The organism is Paenibacillus sp. GM2 (genome assembly GCF_900069005.2).
GTDB lineage: Bacteria > Bacillota > Bacilli > Paenibacillales > Paenibacillaceae > Fontibacillus.
The window spans coordinates 523,940-536,072 of record NZ_LN831277.1 but is presented as its reverse complement, the minus strand read 5'-3'; the positions used below and the strand labels follow the sequence as shown (position 1 = coordinate 536,072).

Genomic DNA, 12,133 nt, shown 5'->3' with positions numbered 1-12,133 from the left:
TTTCTTACTTCTTATTCGATAAAAAATCGCTCAGACAAGGTAGCAATTCATATTGTATGGTATCTGCCACCGCTACCAAATTATTATTTTGCATTTCTTCATCAAGCACTCTAATTGTTTGAGTTAATTGTGAATAATAGCTTTGAGTAAGAGCAAGCTCTTTCGAATCTGACTCATATAAATGCTGTAAAAACTCTAAGGAGCTAACGATCCATTGGAGGCCTTCTAGTCCAGTAGCAAATTCTCCCCATGCCTCAGGAGATAAGTCCCCATACAACTTGTTATTAATTTTCTCCATTCCAGGAATATACTTGAGTAAATATTCTGACAAAGTATTCTCTGTATCAGTTATACTTTCTTGCCGCGAAAGAGTGATAATATGGATTTCCTTTATCACATCTAAATTATCTTTAATAATATTCTCGTAATCGCTATAAAAAATTTGTCCATCGATTTCGACGTGATGTATTAATCTATCCTCGTGGTATATTTCTTTCAAGCAGTCAGCCCATATTTTTTCGAATTCTGCATTTACATCTGCAATTGATATCTGTTCAGCTTGATCAACTTTTATTTCCATCGATTACACACCTTTTTCGAGTAATACCTATTTTATCGGTATATCTAGCAAAGGTTTGTATAGAACAAAAAAAATAGGCCTCCATAAAGGAGGCCTATTCCCTGAATATTAACCAAGAAGCTTAAGAACAGATTGTGGAGCAGAGTTAGCTTGTGCCAACATTGCAGTACCAGCTTGAACCAAAATTTGGTTCTTAGTGAATGCTGTCATTTCAGTAGCCATGTCAGCATCTTTAATACGGGAGTTAGCAGCCGAAAGGTTCTCGGAAGTTACGCCCAAGCTGTTAATTGTGTGTTCCAAACGGTTTTGGTAAGCACCAAGTTGAGCACGGTTAGTCGATACTGTCTCAATTGCGGACTTAATAGTACTCAATGCTTTAGATGCACCAGATGCTGAGGAAAGATCAAGAGCTCCAGAAGCTTTAAGACCAAGTGCGGAAGCAGTGTTGGCGCTCAATTTAGCAACCAATGTTTCGGAGTCAGATACACCAATTTGGAATGTTACGCTTGTGTTAGTACCATCAAGAAGCGAAACTCCGTTAAACTTAGAGTTTCCTGTGATTCTGTCAATTTCATCAACAAGTTCAGTAACTTCTTTTTGAATGTTACCACGATCTGTGTTGTCATATGTTCCGTTCGCCGATTGGTTAGCGAGCGTATTCAGACGTTGCAGCATGGAGTGAACTTCAGTCAAGTCTCCCTCAGCCGTTTGGATCATAGAAATACCGTCTTGAGCGTTGCGTTGAGCTTGGTTCAAGCCGTTGATTTGGTAAATCATTTTTTCGGAAATAGCCAGACCAGCAGCATCGTCAGCAGCACGGTTGATGCGGAAACCGGAAGACAGTTTCTCCATAGTTTTACCCATGTTAGTGTTGTTGAAGCTCAGGTTACGGTTAGCGTTAATAGCGCCAACGTTAGTGTTAATAAACATTCCCATCGTAATCATCCTCCATGATTTTGGTTAAAATTGGTCACATCCTTGTGGCCTAATTAATATATCGGCAGTTCTGTTTGATAATTTAGTCTTTATACACTATTTTTATTATTTTTTTGCATCAAAATATATTGCGGAGGTATCGCTTAGATATCCACCATAATAAGCATTCACAATTTTCCTCTGATTGCTTATCTCCTGCATCCCATCTCCAATCCCATACATAAATTCTCTAAGAGATGACTGAATGAATTCCACATTCTCGGCGATCTGTTGTAACTCCGCAACTTCTGCCGAGAAACCTTGCTCTTGCTCACTTTCTGTTTGCAGAAGTGATATGCTTCGACTAGTCTCTTCAACTTGACGCTTTAGGTTATTCCATTCCTCAAACGTCTGGAGAAATACAGTTGAAAAATCCTCATCATCTTTCTTCTCAACCAACTTAACTTGTTGATTGGAACACTCAACAAGCTGTTTTAATAGAAGTCGTCTCTGATGAAGAAGAGTTAACAAATCAGAGTTATTCAAGAGTACCACCCTTCCCGATCTCTTCCCATGCTGATTTTAGTTCTTCCAGCATATTAATCACTTCAGCAATAGCTTCTTCTGACTTTTTGATATTTCCTTCAATCAGACGATCTACCATATATAAGTATAAATTCCGTAAGTTCAGAGCGATTTCTCCGCCTTGCTTCATATCAAGGGATGACATTAATTCATACACAATATTCTGAGTCTTTTGAATAAACAAATTCGTCTCGGAGATGTTGTCTTCACGAATCGCTAATTGTGCTTTTGATGCAAATTGAATCGCACCTTGATATAGCATTAAGGTCAATCGATGCGGTGATGCTGTCTGATATTTGTTCTTCTGATAAGCTTGATAGCCCGCAAGATTCGGCGACGTCAAATGCCTCATCTCCTGTTAGTTTATTTTGAGTTTGATTTGGTCAACATTGAAACTTGACTTGTTATCCAATCCTTCTGATTGTTAAGCTGAGACATTACAACCTCAAGATTCACATATTGTTTTTTTAGGCTGTCCTCACGCTTAGCTAGTCGCTCTTTCATACTTGTCATTTGCTCAGTAATATAGGAAATTTCGGCATCATACCCCTTAATCTTTGAAGTAACAATACCGTCTACACTATCCGTCCACGATTTTAAATTATTCGCAAATAGCTTAGCTACTCCATCAGAAGATTCAGTACCTCTGAACATTTGTTCAACAGCTGAAGGGTTTTCAGCTAGCTTCTTCTGAAACAACTCTTTATCAAAGCTGATTTTTCCTGTCATCAACGAAGCGCTTGTTACTCCTTTATCAACTTCCAAGCCAATTTGGGATAACAATTTAAAGTTCTCGTTGTCACCAAAAGTTCCATTAAGCCAATTATTTAACTGCATTTGTAGATCTCTCAGAACGGGGTCGCCTTGAAGTGTCAAAGTGAGAGTACCATCACTGTTTTTCTCTGATTTCTTGGTACTATTCTTTATCGCTGTGACAATATCATTATAAGCTTTCACAAAAGCATCGACTTTATCGGAAACACCACTCGTATCCTGACTAACTTTTACTGTAGACGTACCGGTTGAGGTAAGATTCAGTGTTAATCCCGGGACTACATCCTTAATTTCATTTGTTGCGCTTGAAACTGTGACCCCATTAATGGTAAATGAAGCATTAGACGCTTCTTGCAGTGCTACTCCACCTGTATCATTCTTTTGCCAAAAATCGGGGTCGTCTGACCCAAGTGTGAACTTTCCACCTTCTCCTGCTTCTATAGACGTAAGTACAAGGGATTTCTCACCTGGCCTAGTTTGAACAATAGTAGCTTTAACCTTAGGATCCGACAATTCATTGATATCTTTAGCTAGTTTAGCTAAGACAGCGTCTATGTCTCCAGCGGATTTATCTATGCTAACTGCTTTACCGTTAATAGTAATTTCGTCTGGTAAATCAGCCGTAGAAGAAAAGCCCTCACTAGCTGACACTTGAGAGGATACGAGCTTATTTACAGTTATAACATAATCTCCTGCAACTGCTCCTGTTCCAGTCGTAGCCGACAATACCGAGGAATTAGAGTTCGTTGCTGATAAAGATTTGAAAGCATCTATATCTGCCAGTGCCTGAGCAGCATCTTTTAATTTAGTTAATTGAGTCTTCAAGTTGTTAAATGCTGTACGATATGCATTCGTATTATCAATTTTCGTTTGCAATCGAGTTAGTGGTATACTTTCTTGCTTCATGACAGCTTCAATATATTTATCAGAATTAAACCCAGAAGCTAATCCCGCAAAACTAATAGTCATGTGTTCCACCTCTTCTATTGTTTATATACGTTTATCAAGAAATACCCCTATCATTTCTTTCATTTTCAAAGACAAATCAATTAAAAACTCCGGAGGTAAGCTCGTAACCACTTCTTTAGTCTTAGCGTCTAGAACCTCTACATATAGCTGCTTAGCGTCTTCATTATACTTGAATTTTAATTCCTTGCCAGAGGATGCTATCGACTCATTTAGCTTTTTGATTTGTTCTTCAAACTTATCCTGCTGTTCCTGAGTAAAAGTGTTATTTCCTTCTGCTTTATTCGAGATCTCTTCAGACTTAGGCGACTGAGTTATAGGGCTATACTCGCTCGTTCTCATTTGATCTCTTAGGCTCGTATCATTACGGTTAATTTGCATATCATACCTACCTTAAAAATATTTTTATACTTTAAAATTTTTAAGCAGGTTCAGGATTTGTTCTTGCTGTAATTGACTAGTCTGCTCCTTAGCTGCCATATTCTCGGCAACGATACCTTGGTACAATTCTTGTCTCAATATTTGAATATCCTTTGGAGCTAGAAAACCAAGTTTTATTTGGTCGCCTTCGATTCCCAGAATTTGTATCTGTATATCATTCCCGATCATTACGGTCTCACCAATTTTGCGTCTTAGTACCAACATTTAATCGGCCCCCTTAATCTGGAGCGGGTGTCGGATTGGCAACTCCTGATCCTTAATAACATACTGGCATCCTTTCTGAGAATAAGGCGATAGCAGTACTGGAGCCATTAGATTTACGAACAATCCGTTATCCTGAATATTTACGATCAGCATAACTCCGCAATCTTCTGGAGACTTTAATTCAAGCAATTCAATAATATCATCTGTAATACGGAAACTATAATTCTCAAGAGCTTCATGTGAAGGAAGCAGAATGAAACTTACTTCTTGTTCTAATGCATGCAGTACGAAAAACGGAGTCTCCTTCATTGGAAATAATGCATATTGTTTGATATCAACAATTCCAATTACCTCTGAATCAAATGTATATATTTGGCTATCATCGAGTTTTAACGAGCCATAAACTTTACTTATTATTTGCCTCATCTGGGAAGTACCCCTCTCGGATCGACTTGAATTTCAGGAGGGTATATTCGAAAATCAATTACTACTCCTTGTCTAGGAAGAGCTTCAACTATTACTTCCTTTTGGCCCTTCCGCATATATCGTTCATGAGCGATATGACCGAACACATTCCCCTCTCTCGAAGAAACATTAGCTACCCTATCACCTTCTTGTGCCTTTAAGGAAATATTTTGTAGCACCTCGACTTGTGCCCCATTAACCATTTCCCTCATCAATGATTGTGGGCGTTTTAACCCTAGATCATCAAACACGTTTGCCCAATCCGTAGACATTTCTGGTGATTTGAGATGAACGGTAATTTCCGATGGTCTATAACTACCCCAATCACTAGATAATATAGGTTGAATTCCCGGCATTACCGCCCCCCCCTTCTAAAATAGGTTGCATACCTATTACCTCATGAAATCAATCAACGAGGTTTGCATAATCCTTGCTCCCGTTGATAATGCAGCTTGAAGGACATTTTCCTTCATTTTTAAGTCCATGATCCCGGAAGCGAAATCAACATCTGCTACATCAGCTCGCTGAGCCTGTAAGTTCACTTGTTCATTCGTTATCCGATTTTGCATTAATTCAAATCGATTCATTCTAGCGCCTATTTCCGCCCAACTAACTGCTAATTTATCTGCTGTTGCGTCAATCTTATCCAGGCTTGCTGATATTCCTGAGATATTATTACTGTCTAAGGCGTCTGCGAGGTCATCTAAAACCTTAAACGCATTATCAGTTCCCGCCTGACCAAACACAGCCTCACCAGTAATACTTACAGGCACTTTTACAGCAGGGCTGACATTCAAGTAAAACTGCCCAGGATCTGTCTGATCATTTGCCGCTCCATCTACTGTATAAGGAGCCTGATCTGTCTTCTGTCCATTAAATAAGTACTTTCCGTTATACGTACTGTTGCCGATCGTCACCATTTGCTCTTTAAGCTGCCTGATCTCGGCTGCAATAGTTTTCCGCTGTTGATCATCGTAAGTACCATTACTAGCTTGTAGTGCGAGAGTTCTCGCACGTTTGAGAACATCAGACGATTGCTGCAGCAACGAGTCCATGGTGGAGAGAATTTCGTAGCCTGTATTGGCATTGGACAGGAAGACATCGCTTCTGGCCAAGTCCGTATCGTAGCGCATTTGGTAGGTTACGCCTACGGGATTGTCACTAGGTTTACTGATTTTTTGTCCTGTCGCCAGCTGCTGCTGGCCTTCCGTCATCGATGTATTAATATTCCGCAGGTTTTTTAGCAGCTGTAGATTTTGCATTGATCCTGTTACGCGCATCTTAGTATATCCCTCCTAATTAGCGGCCAACTACGCCCATTTGGTTAATGACCCGGTCGAGCATTTCATCTACGGTCGTCATATTGCGGGCCGCTGCATTATACGCTTGCTGGAAGCGAATCATGTCTGCGAACTCCTCATCGAGCGATACGCCACTTACCGATTGTCTCTGAATTTGCAAATTATCAGCCAGGCTCTGCTGATTCTCGAAGTTCCGCTCTGTGTTGCTGGCCCGAATTCCCAGATCGCCGACAAGAGCGCGGAAATAGTCGTCCGTGGAACCTTTGGATAAAGAAGTCAATTCAGCAGGGAATGTGAACAAAGCGTCTCGTAAACTGGTTAGGGCATTAGCAATATCGCTGTTACCACGAATCGCTACATTCACACCGTTCTTACTTTCAAATTTAGACGAAGCCGCTATTTTATTCGTATCTTTAAGAATCTCTGGATTCACCTTAATATCATCAATCGTAAAGTTGCCGCTATTGGATACAAAGAACGGAATGCCTGAAGTAGTTGGCTCTGTCAATGTATACCCGAGCTCATGCAGACCGTTGAAGCCCTTAACCATGATCTCCATAGGGGAAGCAATTTGAGAGCCGGCTGGAATATTCTGTCCAGCCGTCACGACTGTACCATCCGACAAAGTAACATCATTCAATGCTGTCATTACATTCGAAGTCACATACCCATTACTTAAAGTAACTTTCACATCGCCCGTTGCTAGTGTGCTGACCATGGCATTCAGCTGATCCCGGATCAGCTGAGTTTCTTGCAACGAGGCATTGTATCCGCTCAATTGCCCGGCTGTAGCAGTAGCCGCATTAGCTGCCGTAAGATAAGCAGCCGGTTCGTCACCTCCATCCAGCAACTGCACCCCTGCAGCTGTGATGCTAACGACACCTACTTCGTTCTCGGTAGACTGAACATCGACTATGGTAGATAACTTATCGATCAACAAATCCCTTTGGTCCCGGTAATCATTCGCATGATCGCCGAAGCTCTCATTATCACGAATAAGTACATTCAAACGAGCGATATTATCGATAATGTTGTTCGCCTCTTGCACTTTCTTATCAATACTTGAATTAATATCATTTGTCAGATTTGTTAGCGATTCACCGACATGCTGCAGTGTATCCACGAGATTACTAGCCGCCCCAGCGACGGCAACACGGGCACTTAGCAAAGAAGGGTCACTGTTCAATGTCTCCCATGAATTCCAGAAATCGTCCATGACTTTACTGAGTCCGCTGCCTGAAGGCTCATTCAAAATATTCTGAATGGACACCATGGTCGAATTCAACACTTCCCAAGAACCCAAGTACTGATTCTCACGACGGAACTGCGTATCCAGGAAACTGTCCCGAATACGTGTAATACTCCCGTACTCTACACCAGTACCGATCTGTCCAGGCTGCTGACTCTTGGTCATTCCCATCGCCCAGATCGGTCTGGCTTCTGTCTGATTGACTCTCTGACGGCTATAACCGTCTGTGCCTGCATTCGCAATATTATGTCCCAGCGTCTGCATGGAGGTTGTATTTACGAACAATGCGCGCTTGCTTGTCTCTATTCCGTGAAAAGTGGAGGTCATGATCATTCTCCTTTAATTAAAAGCTTGATTTGTTATGTTCTGATATCGAAACTGCTACGAGATGAAGTTTTCTTCTCCTGACTTTGCGGGGGTGCATAGGTACTCTCCTCGTCAAACCCGCCAGACATCAAATTCAGAGAAAATTCGATAAATTGGAGTGATTGTCCAATCAATTCTTGGTTCAATTCGTTGGTTCGCTTGAGCTTCTCAAGCTGTCCATTAATCCGCTGTTGGCTGGAAGCAAGTTTCTGCTTCTCTTCAGGATCGAACACTAAGCGGAGAATATCCGTAATGGTAAGCTCCAACCTTGATTTGATTCCCTTGGACTGCAAAAATTGATGTGCAGAGGATTGAATCTGTTCTTCTCTGGATTGAATTCCTTTGACTAATTTCGATTCTCTCGACAAGACCTGCACCAAATCATCGTAATTATTCGCAATAATGGCGGCTTTCTTCTGCTGCATGATATCGAGCAAAATATCGTACTGCTCACTTAGATCATCCAACGAACCAATCAATACTTCGATCTCTGCCATAGCTACCCCCTAGTTCTCGGTGTAAGACTTAAAGTATGGAAGAAGCTTCTCAGCAAGCTTGCCGGCGTCTACATGGTAAGTTCCTGTGGAGACCTGCTCCTTCAGCTCCTCGATCCGCTTCATACGTTCCGGCGACTGTGCACTCTCCTGGGCTTTCAATAATTCCATGCCTGCTGTGGAAATAGATAATTCGTCTTTGCGCCGCGATTTATGATCTAATCCTTTACGCCCGGCCTCGTACTGACGTTGATAGTTATTTATGGCGCCTACCCGTCCGGTATCATTAATTTTCATGGGCTTCACCTTTCTTTCCAAATAAAAAAACCGATAATCTTTAATAAGTTTATCGGCGTAAGTTCGTACTTATTTTATAGCGAACCATTGGTTTATAAAGAATATTATGCCATAATATCAGGGTTTTCAGCGTTCTGGCGCCCGAAATTTGTCGACAACCCCATATGCGCCTCCATTACGACGATCCTCCTGATTAGCAGCTTTGGCCTGTTCTTCTCTGGCCGCTGCGCTTATGTCACGGGCTAGACGGTTCCGGCAGCTATCACACATATTGCCTTCATAGATCAAGACTCCGCACACTTCACACGGATACATCATATTCGGGTTATTCGCAATCGAGATGCGCCCCTCTTTAATGAATTTCGTAATTTGCCTGGTTGTGACATCTGTTGCCTCAGACAACTCAATCATCGTGGCTGACTTATGCTCACGCAAATATTCGAGACATTTTTCGTACTCCGCTTCTATATCTTTCATACAAGAAGGACAGAGGTCTCTGAAATTTTTGGCAAACAACCTTCCACAACGCGGACAATTCCCAAGATTCATATCCATCTCTTTCTCTTCCCTTCAGAAATCATCATCTGATGTTAGATTACATGATCAGACAAGTTTCGTCCATCCCTTTCTCTCACTCTTCTTCCAGAAAATAAATATTTCGCGCCCTTATTAGTGTATATTCTAAAATTTCAATTTTCAGCATGAGATGGGTAAATCTGGGTATTCGAAACGAATCTACACGTTTTTGAAGAACCGTATTTTTATAGTTTGTACGTGAGCTTCTGAGATGTTTCCGTAGGGAATGACTTTGCAACCCTTTATCTGAATTTAAGTTTCAATTTCGAATAAACTTTTTGTGTTACTTCATGTAAAATATAAAATTTTATTGGTTATCGGCGGAGTTGATGGAATTCTATATTGCACGAAAACCTAACTTTGATTAGCGGTTGCACATCCTTGAATGATTTCAATAGGTTTACTTATTAATAGCAAAGTTTTTGAACAACCTCTATCTAGGTAAATTCCTACGAACGCGCCCAAGTCAAACTGTAAACCTCGGCAGAATGCCCCCGTTCCCGGCAAATACGATGTAAAACCGACGCACAGATATCGATTGTGCTTCCCGTGGTATACACATCATCAATCAGCAGTAGACGGACGGGACGCTGGACCAAATGCTTGGATAGCAGATATTCCTCTAGCTTATCTACGGCATCAGGTAACGGATCAAATACTCCATTCAAATCCATGAGTCTTTGCCTTCTGTTCCTGGAGCTCTGTTTCTCAGTATGTCGGGAGCGCCCAAGCAGTTCTAATACCGGAGTTTTAGCTCCCCTTGCTGCTCCATAAGCTAGAGTTCTAGATTGATTGAACCCTCGTTCTAGCATACGTTCCTCACTCACGGGAACAAATGTCACTATATCGAAGAGATGCTTCGGAACTGCCGATTTCACCCTTAACTCCTCGAGCATGGCCCTCAGCGCATATGTCATCATCTGCGCCAGCAGCGGCCCCAGCGATTCATTCCCCCGAAACTTATATTGCGCCAACCATTCGCGCATCGCTGCATTATATTGAACCGCGCTCCGGTTCATTAGAAAGTTCCTCGTCCCCTGACCAGCTCTGCTGCAATCCGGACAGCCCACCGCCCTTCCGCATACCTGGCAACGGGGTACAGTAATCCAGGGAATCAGCTTATAGCATACAGTACAAATTTGTGAAAAGCCTTTGACCCCACAGCCCCCAGCGCGAATCATCTTCCCACAGGTCAGACAGCTTCCAACCGAGGGAGCCAGCCATTGATGGACCGGAGTGACTAATAAGTCCTTCCAAGACATATCTTCACCTCGTTCTATGAAAATGATATTTTCTTATGTAAATATAAAAATTTGTGAGGCACTCATACCCACATTTTCAGAAGGCTGGCTGTCTTGTCCTTCTAAATAACTGTAAGTCACACAACTAAATTCGGACTTTCTCCACATAACGGGGAAATAGATATAAAAATATATTTAAATTTGTATAACCCCTACCTTCACTCAAATGTAGAAACTTAGCTGTATGAAATCCAACTATTCTCCTGCCACCCTCTCTTATCCAAAATATAAGTGTACTTAATACAACTATTAATAGATTTTGGTTCTCTTCCGTCAATAATCGGCTTGGTGGTCAATTTGATATCTCCTCCAGCAGACGGAGCAGAATAATCAAGTGCTGTAACAAGGTCAATGATGCGTTAGGATCCAGCATGCTGAAGCTATGTGAATCGCTGCTATAAATGTAAGAAGCCCTTTTTGCGGGCTATGGCATTCATAGCACGGATCTGCCGCACTGCTCCACGCTGCGACCGGGTCCATTCTAGAGAAGCGAACCAGACCCTTCCTGCCGGATCATCCTTCGATCTGCCAGCCCGGCCTGCCATCTGGACGAGTGAGGCCTCATCGAACAGATCGCTGTCCGCATCCAAAATAAAGACATCACTCTTCGGTACAGTAACCCCTCGTTCCAAAATCGTAGTAGTCACTAGTACGCGCGTCTTTGCTGCCCTGAAATCAAGCACCTTCTCCGCACGCGAAACATCCTGTGATGAAGTACCTTCAATTGGTACGCTCGAAAAATGCCTTCTCAGCAGTCCAGTTAGAGGCTGGATATGCCGAATTCGGGACACGAAGATAAAGATCTGTGCCCCTCGATCAACCGATTGTTCTAACGAAGCCGTCAGAGCAGATGGGAGAGAGCGGCGGCGAAGACAGTCCTCCATCGATTCGATCCGGATCCGACGCGGTACGGGCAGCGGATGACCATGGAACCGTGCTGGAACCTTAGCATGTGCCAATCTGCCTTGACGTACTTCCCGCTGCATTTGCGCAGGCGGGGTAGCCGACAGGAAGATGAATCGCCCGGTGTCTTTGCAGGATTCTTTGGCGGCAAAAGCAAGCATCGGATCATTGTGGTAAGGAAATGCATCCAGTTCATCGATGATGGCGAGATCAAATGCATGATAAAAACGCATGAGTTGATGTGTTGTAGCCAAAATAAGCCTGGCTTCTTCCCAGCGCTGTGTACTACCGCCATAGAGAACAGCAATTTTCTCCTCTGGAAAAGCCTTGCTAATGCGCGGCGCCAGCTCCAATACAACGTCCCGTCTTGGTGTAGCCACAAGTACTGTGCCACCATCGCTCAATGTGTAATGGATAAGCGGAAATATCATCTCGGTCTTGCCTGCCCCGGTCACAGCCCAGAGCAGAAAGCGAGGAAGGGAGCGATCTCTGCTCTGGAATAGGCGACCGGGGCTTGTGAACTTGCTGTTACGGAGCACATGACGGGAGGCCGCTCTGGAGGCTGGCGCGATCTGTAGCTGCGCCAGGAACTGCAGCGCGGCGGAAGCCGCATCGCGCTGCGCAGGGCTCAGCCCCCACCGGTCCAGCAGGGACCTGGTGGGGGTCCCTTCCGTGCCGCCCGCCGGAGGCGGCACGGCCTCAGCGCTGCCGCGCAG

General features: G+C 43.0%; 16 protein-coding genes. All 16 read right to left on the bottom strand.

The window, feature by feature from the left end:
- Positions 1 to 4 precede the first annotated feature (4 nt).
- On the bottom strand, positions 5 to 580 hold the full coding sequence (locus BN1360_RS05905) for a hypothetical protein (RefSeq protein WP_068778970.1): 576 nt from the start codon (positions 578 to 580) through the stop codon (positions 5 to 7).
- A 108-nt stretch (positions 581 to 688) separates the two neighbouring features.
- Positions 689 to 1,516, bottom strand: a complete 828-nt coding sequence (locus tag BN1360_RS05900) for a flagellin N-terminal helical domain-containing protein (protein WP_068778969.1) — start codon at positions 1,514 to 1,516, stop codon at positions 689 to 691.
- 105 nt (positions 1,517 to 1,621) lie between these two features.
- Positions 1,622 to 2,041, bottom strand: coding sequence for a hypothetical protein (locus BN1360_RS05895; RefSeq protein ID WP_068778968.1), 420 nt, complete (start codon positions 2,039 to 2,041; stop codon positions 1,622 to 1,624).
- A complete protein-coding gene (gene fliS / locus BN1360_RS05890; protein WP_229520849.1) occupies positions 2,034 to 2,423 on the bottom strand; it encodes a flagellar export chaperone FliS in 390 nt (129 codons plus the stop codon). Before fliS ends, BN1360_RS05895 begins: the two co-directional genes overlap by 8 nt.
- 20 nt (positions 2,424 to 2,443) lie before the next feature.
- Positions 2,444 to 3,823, bottom strand: coding sequence for a flagellar filament capping protein FliD (fliD, locus tag BN1360_RS05885; protein WP_068778966.1), 1,380 nt, complete (start codon positions 3,821 to 3,823; stop codon positions 2,444 to 2,446).
- A 21-nt stretch (positions 3,824 to 3,844) separates the two neighbouring features.
- A complete protein-coding gene (locus BN1360_RS05880) occupies positions 3,845 to 4,201 on the bottom strand; it encodes a flagellar protein FlaG (protein ID WP_068778965.1) in 357 nt (118 codons plus the stop codon).
- Between the two features lie 24 nt (positions 4,202 to 4,225).
- Complete coding sequence (csrA, locus tag BN1360_RS05875) at positions 4,226 to 4,465, bottom strand: carbon storage regulator CsrA (protein ID WP_068778964.1); 240 nt, start codon at positions 4,463 to 4,465, stop codon at positions 4,226 to 4,228.
- The gene (fliW, locus tag BN1360_RS05870; protein ID WP_068778963.1) at positions 4,466 to 4,891 is read right to left on the bottom strand and encodes a flagellar assembly protein FliW; all 426 of its coding nucleotides are present in this window, start codon (positions 4,889 to 4,891) and stop codon (positions 4,466 to 4,468) included.
- Positions 4,888 to 5,286, bottom strand: coding sequence for a DUF6470 family protein (locus BN1360_RS05865; protein ID WP_068778962.1), 399 nt, complete (start codon positions 5,284 to 5,286; stop codon positions 4,888 to 4,890). The genes fliW and BN1360_RS05865 overlap by 4 nt, the downstream gene beginning before the upstream one ends.
- Positions 5,287 to 5,322: 36 nt before the next feature.
- Positions 5,323 to 6,210 (bottom strand): flagellar hook-associated protein FlgL, encoded by an 888-nt coding sequence (gene flgL, locus BN1360_RS05860; RefSeq protein WP_068778961.1) that lies wholly within the window; start codon positions 6,208 to 6,210, stop codon positions 5,323 to 5,325.
- A 19-nt stretch (positions 6,211 to 6,229) separates the two neighbouring features.
- A complete protein-coding gene (gene flgK, locus BN1360_RS05855; RefSeq protein ID WP_068778960.1) occupies positions 6,230 to 7,807 on the bottom strand; it encodes a flagellar hook-associated protein FlgK in 1,578 nt (525 codons plus the stop codon).
- 32 nt (positions 7,808 to 7,839) lie between these two features.
- Entirely contained in the window at positions 7,840 to 8,343 is a 504-nt protein-coding gene (locus BN1360_RS05850; RefSeq protein ID WP_068778959.1) for a flagellar protein FlgN, read from the bottom strand.
- A gap of 9 nt (positions 8,344 to 8,352) precedes the next feature.
- Positions 8,353 to 8,637: a flagellar biosynthesis anti-sigma factor FlgM gene (flgM, locus tag BN1360_RS05845; RefSeq protein WP_068778958.1), complete on the bottom strand. Its 285-nt coding sequence runs from the start codon at positions 8,635 to 8,637 to the stop codon at positions 8,353 to 8,355.
- A gap of 126 nt (positions 8,638 to 8,763) precedes the next feature.
- Positions 8,764 to 9,186, bottom strand: coding sequence for a TIGR03826 family flagellar region protein (locus BN1360_RS05840; RefSeq protein WP_068778989.1), 423 nt, complete (start codon positions 9,184 to 9,186; stop codon positions 8,764 to 8,766).
- Positions 9,187 to 9,662: 476 nt separating this feature from the next.
- Positions 9,663 to 10,475, bottom strand: coding sequence for a ComF family protein (locus BN1360_RS05835; protein ID WP_082789952.1), 813 nt, complete (start codon positions 10,473 to 10,475; stop codon positions 9,663 to 9,665).
- 434 nt (positions 10,476 to 10,909) lie between these two features.
- Positions 10,910 to 12,133: helicase-related protein (locus BN1360_RS05830; RefSeq protein ID WP_229520841.1), on the bottom strand; the 1,224-nt coding region annotated here is incomplete at its 5' end.

Coding starts and splice junctions, on each gene's coding strand:
- BN1360_RS05905 (WP_068778970.1), bottom strand. CDS start 580: ATGGAAATAAAAGTTGATCAAGCTGAACAGATATCAATTGCAGATGTA.
- BN1360_RS05900 (WP_068778969.1), bottom strand. CDS start 1,516: ATGGGAATGTTTATTAACACTAACGTTGGCGCTATTAACGCTAACCGT.
- fliD (WP_068778966.1), bottom strand. CDS start 3,823: ATGACTATTAGTTTTGCGGGATTAGCTTCTGGGTTTAATTCTGATAAA.
- BN1360_RS05880 (WP_068778965.1), bottom strand. CDS start 4,201: ATGCAAATTAACCGTAATGATACGAGCCTAAGAGATCAAATGAGAACG.
- csrA (WP_068778964.1), bottom strand. CDS start 4,465: ATGTTGGTACTAAGACGCAAAATTGGTGAGACCGTAATGATCGGGAAT.
- fliW (WP_068778963.1), bottom strand. CDS start 4,891: ATGAGGCAAATAATAAGTAAAGTTTATGGCTCGTTAAAACTCGATGAT.
- BN1360_RS05865 (WP_068778962.1), bottom strand. CDS start 5,286: ATGCCGGGAATTCAACCTATATTATCTAGTGATTGGGGTAGTTATAGA.
- flgL (WP_068778961.1), bottom strand. CDS start 6,210: ATGCGCGTAACAGGATCAATGCAAAATCTACAGCTGCTAAAAAACCTG.
- flgK (WP_068778960.1), bottom strand. CDS start 7,807: ATGACCTCCACTTTTCACGGAATAGAGACAAGCAAGCGCGCATTGTTC.
- BN1360_RS05850 (WP_068778959.1), bottom strand. CDS start 8,343: ATGGCAGAGATCGAAGTATTGATTGGTTCGTTGGATGATCTAAGTGAG.
- flgM (WP_068778958.1), bottom strand. CDS start 8,637: ATGAAAATTAATGATACCGGACGGGTAGGCGCCATAAATAACTATCAA.
- BN1360_RS05840 (WP_068778989.1), bottom strand. CDS start 9,186: ATGAATCTTGGGAATTGTCCGCGTTGTGGAAGGTTGTTTGCCAAAAAT.
- BN1360_RS05835 (WP_082789952.1), bottom strand. CDS start 10,475: ATGTCTTGGAAGGACTTATTAGTCACTCCGGTCCATCAATGGCTGGCT.